Origin of the sequence: Jeotgalibacillus proteolyticus (assembly GCF_050107735.1) — a bacterium.
Taxonomy (GTDB): domain Bacteria; phylum Bacillota; class Bacilli; order Bacillales; family Jeotgalibacillaceae; genus Jeotgalibacillus; species Jeotgalibacillus proteolyticus_A.
Genome location: NZ_JBNILO010000001.1, coordinates 281048 through 297829, shown reverse-complemented (window position 1 = coordinate 297829; position 16782 = coordinate 281048). Strand labels below are relative to the sequence as shown.

At 40.8% G+C, this 16782-nt stretch carries 15 protein-coding genes and 1 pseudogene; 2 read left to right on the top strand and 14 right to left on the bottom strand.

Translation table 11 applies throughout. The features are described 5' to 3' along the window. Positions 1-56: 56 nt before the first annotated feature. A complete protein-coding gene (locus ACQCT8_RS01655) occupies positions 57-977 on the bottom strand; it encodes an Ltp family lipoprotein (protein ID WP_426867948.1) in 921 nt (306 codons plus the stop codon). Between the two features lie 292 nt (positions 978-1269). Further along, a pseudogene (locus ACQCT8_RS01650) lies at positions 1270-2319 on the bottom strand (acyltransferase). A 227-nt stretch (positions 2320-2546) separates the two neighbouring features. Between ACQCT8_RS01650 and ACQCT8_RS01645 the strand changes: the two are divergent. Next, positions 2547-3356 (top strand): NlpC/P60 family protein, encoded by an 810-nt coding sequence (locus tag ACQCT8_RS01645; protein ID WP_426867947.1) that lies wholly within the window; start codon positions 2547-2549, stop codon positions 3354-3356. A 37-nt stretch (positions 3357-3393) separates the two neighbouring features. Here the strand turns inward: ACQCT8_RS01645 and ACQCT8_RS01640 are convergent, their stop codons facing one another. From ACQCT8_RS01640 to ACQCT8_RS01620, 5 genes are all read right to left on the bottom strand, one after another. Beyond that, positions 3394-4500: a plasmid pRiA4b ORF-3 family protein gene (locus tag ACQCT8_RS01640; RefSeq protein ID WP_426867946.1), complete on the bottom strand. Its 1107-nt coding sequence runs from the start codon at positions 4498-4500 to the stop codon at positions 3394-3396. A gap of 167 nt (positions 4501-4667) precedes the next feature. Then, a complete protein-coding gene (locus tag ACQCT8_RS01635) occupies positions 4668-4877 on the bottom strand; it encodes a hypothetical protein (RefSeq protein ID WP_426867945.1) in 210 nt (69 codons plus the stop codon). Between the two features lie 43 nt (positions 4878-4920). Continuing rightward, positions 4921-5322 carry a hypothetical protein gene (locus ACQCT8_RS01630; RefSeq protein WP_426867944.1) on the bottom strand — a complete coding sequence of 134 codons (402 nt, stop codon included), beginning with the start codon at positions 5320-5322 and terminating at the stop codon, positions 4921-4923. Between the two features lie 128 nt (positions 5323-5450). After that, positions 5451-5801: a hypothetical protein gene (locus ACQCT8_RS01625; protein WP_426867943.1), complete on the bottom strand. Its 351-nt coding sequence runs from the start codon at positions 5799-5801 to the stop codon at positions 5451-5453. 20 nt (positions 5802-5821) lie between these two features. Then, positions 5822-6448, bottom strand: coding sequence for a hypothetical protein (locus ACQCT8_RS01620; protein WP_426867942.1), 627 nt, complete (start codon positions 6446-6448; stop codon positions 5822-5824). Positions 6449-6642: 194 nt separating this feature from the next. Between ACQCT8_RS01620 and ACQCT8_RS01615 the strand changes: the two genes are divergently transcribed. After that, entirely contained in the window at positions 6643-6999 is a 357-nt protein-coding gene (locus ACQCT8_RS01615) for a VOC family protein (RefSeq protein ID WP_426867941.1), read from the top strand. 92 nt (positions 7000-7091) lie between these two features. Here the strand turns inward: ACQCT8_RS01615 and ACQCT8_RS01610 are convergent, their stop codons facing one another. The 7 genes from ACQCT8_RS01610 to ACQCT8_RS01580 are packed head-to-tail and all read right to left on the bottom strand — an operon-like array spanning position 7092 to position 16771. After that, positions 7092-7520, bottom strand: a complete 429-nt coding sequence (locus ACQCT8_RS01610) for an SMI1/KNR4 family protein (protein WP_426867940.1) — start codon at positions 7518-7520, stop codon at positions 7092-7094. Positions 7521-7536: 16 nt separating this feature from the next. After that, a complete protein-coding gene (locus ACQCT8_RS01605) occupies positions 7537-8136 on the bottom strand; it encodes an HNH endonuclease (RefSeq protein WP_426867939.1) in 600 nt (199 codons plus the stop codon). After that, complete coding sequence (locus ACQCT8_RS01600; protein WP_426867938.1) at positions 8123-11233, bottom strand: ATP-binding protein; 3111 nt, start codon at positions 11231-11233, stop codon at positions 8123-8125. Before ACQCT8_RS01600 ends, ACQCT8_RS01605 begins: the two co-directional genes overlap by 14 nt. Positions 11234-11253: 20 nt before the next feature. Continuing rightward, the gene (locus ACQCT8_RS01595) at positions 11254-12006 is read right to left on the bottom strand and encodes a hypothetical protein (protein ID WP_426867937.1); all 753 of its coding nucleotides are present in this window, start codon (positions 12004-12006) and stop codon (positions 11254-11256) included. After that, positions 12003-14135 carry a dynamin family protein gene (locus ACQCT8_RS01590; protein WP_426867936.1) on the bottom strand — a complete coding sequence of 711 codons (2133 nt, stop codon included), beginning with the start codon at positions 14133-14135 and terminating at the stop codon, positions 12003-12005. Before ACQCT8_RS01590 ends, ACQCT8_RS01595 begins: the two co-directional genes overlap by 4 nt. Beyond that, positions 14132-15115 carry a hypothetical protein gene (locus ACQCT8_RS01585; RefSeq protein ID WP_426867935.1) on the bottom strand — a complete coding sequence of 328 codons (984 nt, stop codon included), beginning with the start codon at positions 15113-15115 and terminating at the stop codon, positions 14132-14134. Before ACQCT8_RS01585 ends, ACQCT8_RS01590 begins: the two co-directional genes overlap by 4 nt. Before the next feature lie 21 nt (positions 15116-15136). After that, positions 15137-16771 carry a dynamin family protein gene (locus ACQCT8_RS01580; RefSeq protein WP_426867934.1) on the bottom strand — a complete coding sequence of 545 codons (1635 nt, stop codon included), beginning with the start codon at positions 16769-16771 and terminating at the stop codon, positions 15137-15139. Between the last annotated feature and the right edge of the window lie 11 nt (positions 16772-16782).

The following is a 16782-nucleotide window of genomic DNA, read 5'->3' as shown; positions in this document are numbered from 1 at the left end:
AAAAAGACCGCTAAATAGCGATCACCTGCTTTAAATTTTGCACTTCTACCTAACATTTAAAGACCAACCATATTCACCGCATTTTCAGCGTCAGCCTGATCAAAGCCTTCAAAGACTAATTGTTCGATGAGACCTGCTCTTGAAAATGCAGAGTAATCAAGATAATTCTGCGCCATTAGAACTGCCTGCTCACTCCAGTCCACACTGATGTTGTCCACCGCGAAGGCAGCATCGGCATTGTCAAACCCCTCAAATTCCAATTGAGCGATTAATCCGCTTTTTGAGAAGGCAGTATAATCTAAATAGGACTGAGCCATGCTTATCGCCTGCTGCTGTGACATGGTCACCGTATTTTCTGCCGCTTCCTTCTCCGCTTCTTCTGCTGCTAAACGCGCTGCCTCTTCTTCTGCTTCCTCCTCTGCTTCCTTCGCTGCTACCCGAGCTGCCTCTTCTTCCGCTTCCTTCTCCGCTTCCTCAGCTGCTACTCGCTCTGCCTCTTCTTCTGCTTCCTTCTCTGCTTCTTCAGCGGCTACCCGCTCAGCTTCTTCTTCCGCTTCCTTCTCTGCTTCCTCTGCTGCTACTCGCTCTGCCTCTTCTTCCGCTTCTTTCTCTGCTTCCTCAGCCGCTACTCGCTCAGCTTCTTCTTCCGCTTCTTTCTCTGCTTCCTCTGCTGCTACTCGTTCTGCCTCTTCTGCTGCTTCTTTTTCAGCCTCTTCTGCTGCTAGCTTTTCCTCTTCTTTTGCCTGCCTATCGGCGTCTGTTTGGCTCTCAATACCAGCAATATCTTCTTCTAGCGGATCTATTGTAATGGCAAATAAAATAAAGAACACTACAATTGCGGAACCAAAATACACAGCTGCTCTTCTTCTATTTCTTTTTTCCTCTGGCCCCCACCTTAATAAAAGAGAGGGTTTAATTAAACCTGTAATAAACGCGAGAATGGAAAAGAAAAATAACAATAAAAACAAATCATCCATTGTCTTTCCCCCTTTTAGTCGTTACACGGACATTACAGTGAGAAAAGCCTGGCGAACGTGATATCTTATTTCATTCTTGTTTTGCTTATCCTAACCCATACCATAATTCAATTCTCTCTTTATTCCTTAAACTGCACCTCCCCCTATCAGTTTATGAGGCATAGTTGGATATTATTACATAAATATATTGAAATACATTCTGAAAATTGATTTAGATAGATTCATTAAAGAGTTCTTTCAAATGTGGACACGAAAAATGCCAATTGCATATCGCAATTGGCACCATCGTCTTCTATATAGCAGTAGACCTTGCATTAATCCTCGTAAATAACCTTCTCTTAGCCTTCTGTAGTACCTCATAGCTCAGATAAGAAACAACCAAAATCACAGGTGTAAACGAGATATTCCATATAAAGGTTTGTCTAACAGCTTCTACATTCAGCCAGCTGACAAAAAGCAAGCTTGCACTAATAAAGAGAGGATGCAGAACGAAGATTCCAACTGATTTGTTCCCTATTTTTGCTAAAGGATTATTCTCAGCCACCCCGCTTGAAGTCAGAGCCAAAGCAATTAAAGAAATACTTAAGGGAATCGTTGAAAGATAATAATTATCGATATGTGAATCTAATAGATGAATAAGAGATAAGCCTTCCGCAATCTGCAAGATCGAGAATAAAATCGCTAAGCCTGACCAAAGCAAAGGGTTCCGCTTTAATCTCAGCTTCCCGCTGGCAAAACAGCAGCCTAGGGCTGTGTAAAATAAACCAAAGAACAATGCGTCTCTTGTGTGCAAGGGAAAATCGAAAAATACGTGGTAGGATTGTCCAAAAAGACCCATCACGTTTAGAGCAAAGCTGACAATTAATAAAGGTATGAGCTTATTTATCTTTACAAAGAACGAAACAATAAGCGTCGACCAAACTAGAGCAATTAAAAACCAAAGATGGAACGAATTCGTCTCTGTTCCATAAAACAAGAGTCAGATCGTAAAAAACTCACTAAAATGATCTGTTAATGCATTCCCTATAGAAACCCCTTTTAGATTCGCAAAGAGAATCGTCAGAAAAAAATCATAAACGAAAAAGATGAAGATCCATGTTATATATAAAGATAGATTTTTAATAAAACTCTTTTTTATATACTGGCCAGGATCCTTTTTAGTTTGTAGATTTTTACCTAAGAAATAACCCGAAGTCATAAAAAAGAATGGTACAGCAAACCTTGCAAAGATATTGATTGTCTCATATATCAGAGGTTCATTCTTGAAAGGACCGGTATGAATGACGACGACAAAATAAATCGCAAAAAATTTTATAAAATCGATTGTATAATTTCTTTCCACAAACTTACCTCCAAAATAATAAAACTTCATCTATAATATCAAATATTTCAATAAACTGTAAGCTGTTTTTCTCTATTCACTAATTCTATGAAATTGCTTACATACTCTATCCGCTAATTATCTTTACCGTTGCCATGAAAGAATAGATAGTCCACACACCCGTTAAAATCTACCTATCTTGGCTATACTGCTCTTATTCGCTACAAAGCATTTAGGAGGAGTATTAAATGAAGAAGATGATAGCAGCATTCACCATTATTCTCGTATTCTTTTTTGTAAGTTTGGTATCCCAGGCGGAAGTAAGTGAGGGGACGTATAAAGTAAAGGCCGGGGACACGCTGTGGAGCATTGCCGCTCAATACAGTACGACAGTCAGAGCCATCCAGTCCCTAAACGAACTGACGTCTGATTTGATTGTGACTCATCAGATGCTCAAGGTTCCCCAAACAGACACTGTTCCTGAGAAGCAGACTGAAGCTTCGCAGACCTATACGGTAAAAGCTGGGGATACATTGTTTTCAATTGCCAATCTTTACAGCATGACGGTGGATCAGCTGAGGGAACTCAATCACCTTTCCGGAAATTTACTGCTGCCAGGGCAGGAGCTAAAGGTTACTGGAGAAAGCAGTTCACCTGTCGTACCAGCTTCCACGGGCAGCGACTCCTGGCTGACGGAGGTTTTGGATATTGCGGGCAGACAGATTGGCGTGCCTTATGTGTGGGGTGGTGCCACACCGGATGGGTTTGATTGCAGCGGATTTGTTTATTATGTATTCAAAGAAGCGGGGTTCGAGATCGCACGGACGACAGCAGAGGATCAGCATGCACGGGCTCTTCCAGTGGACTCCCCGCAGCAGGGTGATTTGGTCTTCTTTGAAAATACCTATAAAGCGGGTATTTCCCATGTAGGCATATACCTTGGAAACGATCAATTTATCCATGCCAACGACGGAGATGGCGTTCAGATCTCCCCTTTGTCAAACCCCTATTGGCAGGAGAAGCTGGAAGGATTCGGACGTTTAACGGAGAGTAATTGAAAAAAGCGCCATTTGACTTTCGCAAATGGCGCTTCTTCTATATCGATTTTAAATCAACATTCACCCAATTAATAGTAAAACTTCTATATCCCTGGCTTTCGCTCCAAGACTTCAGGTAATCGTGATCTTCATGTGCCGGGTCTGCCATGACCTCAAGGAACATTTCATAGCCGCCTTCTCCTCCGATATCTTCCGGTGGTGTGTCCCCTTCTCCTTCGAGACAGAGGGGATGGTTGAATGCATAATCATCTACCATTTTTTCAACGGTAATACGATGCCTCCAATCATCTCCAAAGTCATAAATATACATCATCTCAGCTGGCAGATAGTCTGCGACTTTCTCCCCTTTATCCAGCTTCATCGGAATTCCTTTGTCATCATTCAAGGCATCCTGATGACTAACCAAATTCAAGACCGGCTTACGGTTCTCCGTTTCCTTCACGCGATCCGGATCAAAAGGTTTACTTTGGAACAACAGGAATTCATGAAGATGAGCATCCTGCCAGTTAAAAGCGATTTGCAGCGTCTTATGCAGCTGTGGAAATGTGATCCTTTTCGGTACAGCGATCCTGCGCCAGACCGGTTTATTAATTTCTAATTTGACGTGAAGAATCATCGCTTCAGAAGGAAAAATCGGCTGCCCCGCTAATTCTTCTAAATTTCTATATAATTCTTCATTCGGAACGACAAGGCTCTGTTTTCCTTCGCCCACCACCATACGGTTGACCTTTTTCGTTAAGCTGCTCTGATGCTGTGAATCCCCCTTGATTTTTTCATCAAAAATGGAAACCAGCTCGCACGTCTTATTCAGCCTGGCAACAAAGGTTCGATCTTTTGTTTTTGTGAACAAGACTTCGCCGACTTGAGAAAGATACGTCTGAATTACTTCTTCCTCAACGCCTTCTTCCCTGTAAGCTCGTTCAATCGCTTCAGGAATCAACTCATTCAGCCTTTTAAAGTCTTTCGCCTTCAATCCATGAAGAACAATCCCATACCGATTGCGATCATTCATAAGGACAAGCGTCTTTCTGCGGTTCACCATCATCAGATTGGCGTGCCAGCTGAATAACGGATCTTCTTCAGCTGCCTCCGCCGGCTGAACCTTTAATTCGGTTAAAAGTTTTTTTGTACATTGGATATTCAAGCTTAGCGCTCCTTTTTACGTGTTTATAGATGCATACTGACGCACCTTCTTAGCGTCATTATAGCATGCCTGGAGTGAGGGATAGTGGAGGGATTTTCAATTAGAAAAAACCTTGATAGGCAGACAGCCATTCAAGGTTCATAGTGAGAGTTTTAAATAGAGAACGATCAGTTTACAGCTTCTCTCTTTTGTGAAGTAAAGAACATGGTGATTACTTCAACAATGCCGACTGTTGCAAGAATAACAAGAGGATAGACAACCCAATTACTTGCCTGCGGAGCAGTGCTGTTTAGAGCTGCGGATAGTATGTAAGCAAGAACAAAAGCTGTCAGTGCCCAGCAAATGCCTTTTCCTATGCGTTTTCCCAGTTCATTCACCTCCCTTCAAATAAGGATTGCAGATCAGTGTGATGTTTTGACACTATAGCTTCTTTTTAACTTCTATAATTTCAATCTCACTTTCACTTACTACTTTTTCATAGTAGTACTTATCCGTTCGTTTAAATCCATATTGATAGGCAAGTTCAGCATCTATTGTTCGTCTGAATTCTGAGCCAGTATTATTAAAACTTAAATTAAATTTCTCTCCTCTATACGTTGCTTTGTAGTCCACTTCATACATTTCGTCAATCTCTGCTTTCTTGATTTCCTTGAAATATAGCGTCGGTAAGTTCTCTCTATCTATGTATTTACTGGAATAAATTACTTTCGTAAATTCCTCGCTCGTGTTTGAATCTTCACTAACTAACCTAATAGTTTCCCCATCAATGTTACTGACATTGAATGTTTTGTTCTTATGTTTTGCGAAGATACCTTTTTTCATAATCTTTACCTCATTCTTAAATAAGACTTCGGATTCATTTTCATTATTCTAGATGGACACAGTACATCTTCTGCACAGTTTTCTCAAAAATAATAAATAATTTTATCTGATTTAAAAATGATAATCTCTTATTTCCAGCCATTATGTTCTAAAAACTTATCGGGTATTCTCAATTCAATTTGCTCTTTAAGTTCTTCGCAAAAGATATCTAAATCTGCTTTATCATACCACTCTTGACTATTCGGAAGACCAATCCCGACATCTCCGTTTACTATTGGACAACCAAAGGAACCCCGATCATAATTTAATATTACATTAAAGTAGTTATACATTATAAATTGCATACTAAACATTGTGTATGGAGTATCGGTCTGTCCAAAAATAGAAAAACTTCCAATTCTATCATTAAAATGGTCTTTAAGAGCTTTTTTAAGCTCCTTTTTTATTGTCTCATAATCTTTATTTTGCAGTCCAAACATCTCCTTCTTTTTCCAATTTATCAAATCCCCAGTTTGTTTCGTGTAGTCCAAATGGTTTTAGAGGCTATTAGAGCAACAGGAGGGAAACCCAAGCTGTAAAGAAACGATGCGATCTGCATTCCCCTGGTATAACCAAAAAGTTCTACTAGATAGTGCTCCTCATCAGGACCAGAAGGATAGACCACTCCCTCATAACCAGTTCCACCTGAAGCAAAGACCGTCACGATGAGAAAAAATAGCAATGCAGAAATCACCAGCCAGACCGGAAATTTTCCTGAAGGAAGAAACCGCTCTCCAAAAAACACCACAAAAAATACGACACCCCACATGAGGCCCAGTGTGATAAGGGGAGCTGGATGACCCTCGTGCATTTTTACTCCCGGTACAAGGAAAATAATCGATGCCACAAACAGACTCGATGATAAGTACAAATTATATAATAAGCGATTCTCGTTCATTTTCAGCCAGGCAATCAAACCAAACACAGCTAAAGCAGTTAGAAGAATACCTGTGAACGCCGTATAAGGCAGTGACTGAAAAGGAATAAAAATACTAACGACACCAAAAAACAGCGTCAAACAGAAGAAAGTAAGTGGATGCGGCCTGCTGCCATCCACTGCAGCTTCAAACTTGTATTGCTTATCCATCGTTATAACCTCCCGCCGTTATCCATACCTGATATGTATACGACATCCTATAATAGTAGGTTTCGCCAAATTAGTATGATAAACATCAACTTGTACTATTTTATTAGATTATACAGTTAAATTTTACCTCACAAGTCCCAGAATTGTTTTACAATAAGTGGAGTACAAACTAGCAAAAAAAGGGGAGTGTAGCCATGAGCATCATTTCAGCAAAAGCAAACGCTATTTTTGTCCCAGTCAAAAATATTAACGACGCTAGGGATTGGTACTGTTCCATCCTCCATTTGGAGCCGGATTATGAGATCATAGCAGGACACTTGTGCTGTATACCCTTCGATAACAATGGATTAAGCCTAGTTCTCGACAGCAAGATCTATCAGGAAGACGCTGTTTATAAAAACCCTGCTTTTCATTTCAATACGGATGACATCCATAAAGCCTATGAATTCTTACAAGAACAGAATGTTGAACTGGTGACCGAAATTCAGCATGGACATTGGTTTAACTTTAAGGATCCGGATGGGAATGTGATGATGGTTTGCCGGTGTTAGCCTAAGCTTTAGGATTTTAAAAATAAAAAAAGCGTGAGAAAACTCCTCCCACGCTCTTTTTAAACTTTTCGACATTCCTTTAACTCAGAAGACTAATCAGTTAATTCATATAAATGATCGATAAATTCAGTAAAATCATTGCTTATTTTCTCTTCTTTTTGTCGTTCTTGGCTGTAAACTACGATCGAAGGCTGCTCATTTCCGCCTCCATATTTAAAACAAACAAAGTCTCCTCCCGGTTCATCAGCAAAGGGTATTAGTTTCACGTGTTCATTCAGTTGATTAACTATTTTTGAAGCTGACGAAACACTCTGCATCGATTCAATTTCAGTAAGGGGGAGAAAGCTTTTCAGCATCTTCTCTTTTTCAGTTTCTGTATCAAATATGTTTTTTGAAGGACGTCCTCCGTGACATTCTAAGACTAATTTCTTATAGGAAGCGGGATATTGTATGGAAAATTCTTTTTCTACTGCTTCGATTGCTGAATCGTCTATTTCTTTTTTACAATATTTCCATTGCATAATATAACCTCCATTCTTAGCGCTGTGCTGCTCCGCCGCTCCATATTGCTTTTCCGCCTGTATGTCCGGTTGCAGCATGTACTTGCTGATCTACAAGCTGCATTCTTCCTGTATCCTGGTGATGATGCCATGAATAACCATCAGGCGTGTCGCCATTTGCAATTTGTTCCAGCTGTTCTGGTGTAAATTGCTTAGCTAATTCCGGATCTGCTGCAATCTGTTCTGCAAGCTCCTGATTGCAATAAGCAAATTGCCTGGCATCAGAAGCTACTTGCAGGTCAGGCGGTAGCTGCACTTCGGCAGCGGCCTCAAAAACAGGGAAAACGCCCTCTGCAATTGTACCATCTTCCAATATCACAATCGTTCGTTCAAAAAACACACCTGTTTCGGGATGATACTGACCTTCAAGACCGCTGTTATTCGTGGGGATTTCAAGGGCTGCTTCAATTTGTAGATGTTCAAATGCGACCATCGTTTCGGGTTTTACAAAAGACTCATTGATCGCTTCAATTGAGCCCTCAAGAGAAGCCGTTTCAGCAGCAACAATTGCAGTTTCACTGATCTCAGCTGCTCCAAGGGCGCTGGCTCCCATTACACTTGATTCAATTAACGGCATATACGTTGTCCTCCTGCGTCCATTTTTTAAAAAGCAGCCACAATCCTTCATTATTACTAGCAATCGTTAATTGCTTGAGTGTGCGGTGTAAAAGTTCTTTTGCATATTCGGAATCACTGCTTAGATAAAATTGGTCCTCTGTAAACAATTTACTGGATTCATATAAGACCCTTGCATTTTCTTCAGCATTTTTCTGCGCATTCAGTTGGTCAAATATACTTTGCGCAATCAAGGTGGAGGCCAGGTCCACTGCATCACAGTTGGCAAAATGCGGTTGAAGGGTCATCCACTCTATATGTTTTTCGTCGAATAAAAGCCTGGCCCCGCTTTCTTTCATCAATGGGAAAATGCTTCTTTTTCTCTGTTTGTCCATCACAGCCAATTCTTTTTCTGACCAGAGATACTCACTGTTTGTTACAAGCAATGAAAGATAGTGCAATAACATATCACGGGTGCGGAGGCTGTTTTTATAAAAAGAAACTGTGTGACAGTAATGCACTGCCGCTTTTTTGAGTAAAGCTTTCATGAAGCTCTCTTTTTGATCGGAAGGCAGCTCATAGCCAGCCTTTAATGTGATGCCGATCGCATGAGTTTTCAACGCAAGGACAAGCTCGTTTAATTTTGCAGCGTCACCGTACAGCGCAGAAAAGTAAAAGCGCTTCATGCTTCGGCTAAGCCGGTCAACCGTTTGCTGATCCTGATTAAAGATATGCTCTGCCAAAGGATGAACAAGATCACGTTCTTCAATAAAGGAATTATAACGGAGAGCTTTTTTAACAAACTCCTCTTCGCTTATAAAATCCACTTGATGCTTTGAAGACTCAATCAGAACATGGGCTGCACGTTTCATTCCACTTGAATAAATCAGGCCCTCTCCCCGGTTCAGCTGAGATAAAAATTGAATATCTTTTTCTTTATTCAGGACTAAGGATTGAGAGACATATTCTGCGTCGTCCAATGAGACGATCCGGTGAATAATCTTCGTATTAGTATTTTTCAAGGTATCGGGCGCAAGCTTTGTTGGAACCTGATCCACAATGATAATGCCTTCTCCTTTTGAACGGATTTCACTCAGAAGATCGCAGAAAAAGGCCACAGCCTTTCCTTTAATATTGGCAACCTCAGGATTTCCGCTCTCCTCGTGATTTTTGAATAGGCGATGTGCTTCTTCAATCACGGTGAAATGCTTAAGTGGCTGTTCGATCTTGTCTTTGCCCGTTAATTTCAGCTCTTCGGATAATCGGATAAAAAACAATCCCATAATTAACGCCTTATCGTCTTCATCGGCAATATGCTCTAATTCAATAATGGTATTCGTTGATATAAGATGCTTGAAATCAAGGGAACGCTTTGTATTTAACAGCATCCCTTTGCTGCCGGTCATCAAGCTTTTTAATCTGGTCAGCAGCGCTGCACGAATATTTGATTTCTGCTCTTCTGCATAGCCTGACTGGTGCAGGTATTGATCGATTTCCTGGTGGAGATCCTGAAGGGTTGGAAACAGATTTTCGCGATTTGTTCCTTCGGTCATGAATACATTATTGGAATCATAGAGATTCCAGCCTGTTTTTTCATAAATGGAATACAGGCATTGCTCCAGAATATTTGGCATCGACGCATACATGGAAAAAGCAGACATAAACACGGCTTTTAGTGAATCAATATGGGTCATAACAGATATTCCTTCAGAAAAATAAAATGGATTGAGCCGGACAGGAGAAAGCGTTTCATCTCCTAATGTGTACAGTTCAATTGCCGGATCCTTTGAAACTAAATGACGGTATTCCTGTTTAGTCGGTTCAATAATTAAAAAAGGCGTCGGCGTATTCCTTAATAAATGAAAGATGGTGTTCGTTTTGCCGCTTCCAGTCAGACCCGCTACCAGAATATGCTGATTAATAAGGGAGACAGGAAAAGTAAAGCTTGTTGACGTTAATTTATTTCTGCGAAAAAAAGTTCCCAGCTTCCAGCTCTCTTCCTCAGGAGCAGCACGGGGCCCGGCTGTGCCAAAATCATTGACTGCTTCAATATCAAATCCCGGATATGCTTCTGAAGGCAGTGACAGCAACATTGACAGCTCTTCAGAATTAAGAATGGAGGCTGCTGGATGACAATTGCCATTTAATAGCGAATGTGCTGAATTCTTAGGAGGGAGCATGCCTGTCTCCATGTAATTCCGCCAGTTTTCATTCACATCCAGTTTAAAAGACTGTCCGGTTTCTTTCCCCGCCACTAAGCCTGTTAATGAACGCTGTACGGAATAAAGCACTTGTTTTTTTTCAGCCGAAACATATATGGCCGTATGCCATAAGCCTTCAGAATATCCTTTTTCAAAGCGGTCCATATGATGCCTGATTAAATCACAATGCTGTTCTGCCAGCGCACTTGACGTTTCATTGGACGCATCACTGCTGTGGGTCGTGCCTGTTGTGGTCGAGTCGTTTTGACTGTCATTGTAAGCAAAGGGGTTTAAACCCAGCGTTTGTGCTTTATTATTGCCTTTTTGCTTTTGAGAGGACTCCCCTTGAGAAAAGGATTCCGTGACACTTTTCTTTTTTGACCAGTAACGAAAGCGTTCTTCCAGCTCACTCAGCAAGGAATCCGGCTCTGTCTTTTCAGCTGTGATCAAAACAGTAAACGCCTCGTGAGCATGCTCTCTCAGAAAAGGAGTCATCCATGAAAAGGGCTGCTCCTCATCCAGTGCAGGAATACCTGATAACGCAGCAGTATGCGCATACGTTTGTATAAATGACTCCTCTTTATCCGTTGTCACACTAGGAAAAATGCCATCTGCAGCAGCTGCATCCATCCCTCCTATTGACTCAGCGAACGAGATCTTGATTTCTCCTTTATTGCCATGCAGCAAAAAGAGGACGTTGGTTTCCAAAACAGAGAGGCCGGTAACCCATTTTCGAATTGCCTCAAAAATAACTTTTGAGAGATCTTCTTCCGGATGGTCCTGTATGTAAATGGAGGACAAATGAACGAGTGAAAAACTGCGGGGTGCTTCGCTAAGCTTGGGCACCCTTGTAAGCACTTTTTCAAAAAAACTTTTTTTCTCATTTATTAGTTCTGTCTTTTCCTGATACGTCAGCAAATCGGTCCCTCCCTCTGCAGCTAAATCGCTTTTTCCCGCAAGATAATGGCTTGATAAGTACTCTCTGCCCGCTCGATTCCTGCCATCAATTCCTTCTCTACTTTTTTGCGTCTAGCATCCAGCAGATTCGACAATATCTCAACGCTGATTTGGCCGGATTCTTTTTTCTGATCGTCAGAAGCAGGACTCTTTAATTCGGACTTTTTCGGCTTATCCGTTTGCACAACGCTCACCTGGTCATGCTGATCTAAAAAAACGTAATATAGAACAGTTGCTCCTGCTACCACAATAGCGCCGGAACCAGCCCACATCAGCACACGGCCAAGAGCCAGTCCTTCTGTTAGCAAACCAATTAATCCGCCTGCTGCAAAACCCGCTGCAGCTCCCGTTCTAACTTTTATGCCTGTATGGCGGCGTAAAATCTCTTCTGCTTCCCGATTAAACTTCTCGCTTGTGTCAATCTTCTGCCTTGTTTGCCTTTCCTGCTTCCCGTCCAAAGATACAGCGTTAAAACGAACGGTTGACAATGATCGGTTATACTCTTCTATCAGTTTGTCTGCCGCTTCTTCCCCGTATCTCACCTCAAACTCTTCTAACACATCAAACTCTATTTCTTTAAAGGTGCCGTGAACATAGTTATTTAATCTGAGGTTCTCATTTTCAAACAACGATTGCGCATGGCGGACCGGCAAATTCTTGAGGGTTTTTTTCGTGTCAGAATAATAATGATCGAGAAAATCCACAACATTTTGTTTATACGTTAAGAAGTTCATGCAGATACACCCGCTTCCTGTGGTTTTTGAGTCAGATGAAGATAAAGCGCCTGGATTTCCTGTTCGCTTTTTTCCAGTCTTTCTATTTTTCCGATCATCTGCTGAATGTTTGTATTGATCTCTGTTTCATTTGAATGATATTGACTTTCCAATAAGGAGATCTGTTCTTCCCGCCATGTCTTGTAATCTGAAAGCTTTTGAGTTAAGAACTTTTCTTTAATAATAGATGAAGCAGCATCAGGCACAGCCTGATTCAATTGTTTACTCATTTCCCTCACGTCATCTTCAAGGTCCAGCCCAACCGTTTCAATAAAAGCTTCCACCAGCTGGTCGACTTTGTACTCGAATTCTGATTCATTAAATTCATTTTCGTATTCTGCTTTTCCAAAAAACGATTTAATAGTGTTGAAAAATCCTCTTTTTCTCGTTCTTGTCGTAGCCTGACCTTCGGCTTGTTTCACTTTGTCGCTTAAGTTGCTTCGCAGCATATGAACGGAGTTGCCGACAAATGATTTGTTTAGTTCTTCAATCACGTCTCTTAATAACTCATCAAAGTTTATAAAGGAAACGGTTTCTGATTCCTGAAGATCAAACACATCATTAAAGCTTGAATGAAAATCGGCTTCCAATACCCCAAATCTTTCTTCTCCATCCTTGATAAGATACTTAAGTTTTTTACCAGCTATCTCATATACCTGCTGGGAGATGGTTTGCTTTACATTTTCAGAAGAGAGATCAAGAAAATCGCTGAAGCCGTTTATTTTGTCCTGGGCATCATATTTAGTAATGGAAAATTTCTCTACCCTCCACGATTTACGGGCCTTTCTCTCCCAGTCGCTTGTCATGAGCGGTGCTTTTTGCATCGTATATTTTGTTACGTTATGCAGCAATGAATCACTTGTCGTACTGCTGCCGCCAAAAACCTGATCATTCAATTCCTTTTCGATTTGCTTAGAAGTTTTTCTGATTTTTTTATCAAAATCTCCTTTTAACAGATCGATTTTTTCCAAAATATCTTCTTTTTTACTGGTGTGCGACTGCTGCAGAATTAAGGATGTTTTTTCCGCTTCTTCTTTTTCAATTCGATACGTTCTGACCAGCGTGGAGATGACATCCTCTAATAGATAGGCATGTTTTTGTTCAAAATATTCTCCCATACTGTTTTTCACTGCATCAATATTGCTTTTCTTCCGAATAAGTGTCAGATCTTCAGGCATAATCCCACGGCCTGAAACAGTGTACCCTTCGTCATCCTTAAATTTGATGGTTTCATCTTTTCTAATGTCGTCAATCGTGATTTCTCCTCTGTTAAAGAGCGCGGAAATGACCCCAAAATAAGACGACACCTTGAAAATTTGCGGATTAGTAATGACTTCGCTTAGTACTTTTTCAAGCTCTGCTACAGCTCGGTCTACTTCTGCTTCAGGATGCTGGTCAATTTTATTCACGGCAAAAAAAATATGTTTGCCCTCGCCATCCATCGTGCTGTTTTTCGCTCTTTCCGCATACTCACGAATAATTCTCATGAAATTCTGCTCACCCACAGTAGTAGGGTCAATCAAAAAAATGATGGCATTCAAATCCAAAAGAAGTCTCTGCGTAATATTCTGATGTTCTGCATATTGGGCAAACAGACCAGGTGTATCCACAATTTCTACTCCATCCTTGCATAAATCAATCGGCCAGAAAAGTTCAACCTCTTTAATCGTTTTTTCCACTGAATGGTCTTCAGAGGTCCGGTTTACAGCCGTATACCTTTTCATCTCCCGCTTCAGGTCTTCCAGACTGTATACTTCGTCTTCTCTTTCAGGCAGCTCCTGTACCCCGCCTTCACGGTAATGAATAATAATTTTTGGTCTTTCTCCGTATTTAACAGTCGTAATCGTCGCTGTTTCAACCAGGATGCTGGTTGAAAGCAGATCATATTCCAATAAACTATTCATAAAGGTGGATTTCCCAACTGAAAAGGGTGCTACCACTCCGATTTTAAATGTTCCATGATCCAGTTTTTCAGACAATGTATGAAGTTTCATTGATTTTTTCGTATGAGTACTAATCAAGTCATCCTCAGTTACTCTCTGAATAACTTCATTTAACTCACTAATTTTTTTCTGCATTTGTTCAATCATGAAATCTCCTCCTCCACAGCAGTCAGAAATGCCCTATAACCGCTCATTTTTATCACTTCTTCTTTAAAATTTACAACACTGGTCTTCGGCACCGGGAAACCTTCGCGATCTGTGACTACAACATCAGGATCAGTCAGCAGAAGATGATGAGGGTGGTTTCTTTTTCGGTACAAGGAGGTGGAAAGAACAAAATGATGTGGTTTTTTAATCATGGGTTCTTCCTCCCCTTCCCTTATCACCCATTTTGCATGGAGCGCCGTGCCACCCATTCCACCTTCTTCTGGTATATAGGCCACCGAAAGTACATGACGGTCTTTTACAGCGGCAGCAAAGATTTCAGGGTCTTCTATTTTTAATAGTTCAATGCCTTTCAAGGAATTAAGCGCCTCGATTAACTCAGCAGGCAATTCGTTATAAATAAAAGGGGTAAGATCAGAAGAACTCCATAGGAAAGCAGGCTGAGCATCCCGCCAAAAACGCTGGTAAAAATCTATAAGTTCTTTAAAGCCGGTGTAGCGCTCGATCACATCCGTCTGATGAAGATGTTTCAGTTTTTTAAATGATTGGTATTCTGCTGTTTTGTGGTTCCATATTTCGAAGGGTTCATCATTCACATAGGCTTTTTGTCCGTTGATCGAAGCAGTCAGGATCACAGGGTCCACCAGATACGTCTGCAGGGATGTTTTCAGGTCATCAACCACAAGTTCTAGATTTTGTGAACTAATGCTTTCTTTATTTTTGATAACAAAAAGAAAATGGCGGTCATGCGCCCCTCTTTTTCTTAATTCATTCATTCGTTCATGCAGATACTCTGAATTGGCAAAACCGGCATCCAGTAAAAATAAATGATAGTCAGGTTCCCACTCACTCTCAATCGAACGATTCAGCGGTCTGAAGTTCAAGCTTAAACCTGAATCAAAATGGCTGATAAGCTCTCTAAAAATCTCATTTTCTGATTCATTCATCGTAAAAACATTCATCTCTGCGGTCCCATCCTTTCCCTACAATGTCAGATGTAAATAATCTTCTATTTCCCGTATGCCGCTTAATTTTTCAATGGATGGCAAATGCTTTTCTTTCAGGGCTCTTCCGCTAATGATTTCATCCTGCTCTTTGGCAAAAATGTACGGACTTTTTTTCAGCTCATCCAGTTCAATCAGTCCCTGTTTATAAAAACGGACTTTGCTGGCGAAATAAGAAGACATCATAAAGACAGGGGCTTCAATGCCTTCTTCAGCAAGATTTTTTATGATTTCATTTTTCACTAGATCCTGATCCGTTTTTTTAGGGATCAAGTCAATCTTATTAATAACAAATAAGCATTTTTTTTTGTATTTCTGCTGGAACTCCCTGATTTTTTTGGTATAAGGTTCGTACCCGGCTTTCGTTGCATCAATCAGATAGATAATAAAATCCAGATTTACCAGATAACGTTCGGTCATTTGGTCATGTTCCGGGTGAGGCCCAAAAAGACCCGGGGTGTCAATATAGACGATATTTTTTTTCTTCGTTTGAAAAGGCACTTCTACACTCGTTGGATAATCAGCGCCAGGTGTAAGCTCAGTGGTTAAGCGGTGCAGCTGGTACCGAAATTTAGCAAATTCTTTAAATTGCTCAAAAACAGGTGAGGCAGGATCGCTTTTTTTTATGTAATAGTTTTTGCCATAATGGATTTTTGTGATAGAGGCTGTTTTCACCAGAATATCTTCTGCCAGCAGCGGCTGTTGAATCATACTATTAATAAAAGTAGATTTCCCGTATGTGAAAGGGCTGATGACACCAACTTTTACTATTTGGCTGCTTGCTTCAAGAAAATCATCCATCACCTGCTGAACATGTACCTCCAGGTTTTCCCCCTTAAAAATAGAACCCAGCAGTCCATTTAGTTGAAGCAGCCTTTCCTGATTAAGCGTTCGTTTAATAGAAGAGAGCCGTTTCATCATCGCTTTTTGCCATGGCTTTTTGGCCATTCCTTTGAATGTTTGGAATTCATCCTCAGCTGAATAAGTAAACACGGTCACAGGAGAGACGGACACCTCTAAGGGATCCCTATCCATCGCAGGAAGAATAGCAGAGACATTAAGGCGCTTAACAGTAAGCCTTTCCCCCTGCTTTGTTTGTACACTGCCTTTGAGAGCTGACAGTGCTGGATCCTGCTTCACAAATTGTGACGTCATATAAAAGGTTTTATTCTCTTGATCGTTTAGCGATATGTAATAAAAACCGTCATTATTTATCTTGAGCTCAACCAGGTCAGCGTTTGAGAAATGACTTGGTTTGCTGGTTATATGTTGCGTAAGTACTTCTCCGATTCCTCTGAGTTTTTGAGGAAAATCCAACTCTTGAAACAGCGCAACTATATCATCCGGAAAATAGATTTCTTTTTTTTTGTTAAAATGAAGTACAGTATACTCATCCATCGATTGAAGAACTTTATGAAGACGCTCCGTATCCTTTTCTTCCCCAAGCTTGCGCAGCCAGTCATTCAGGGACTTTGTTTGCAAAAACGGAAAAATTCTTTTCAGCTGTTTTCCTTTTTTCCCAAGCATGAGCTCACCATCAATATTTTCTGTGAACTGCACCGGAATCGCCTGTTTCTTGGAAATCAAATGACCCTCTATCGATAATAGCCCCATTTTTACACCTG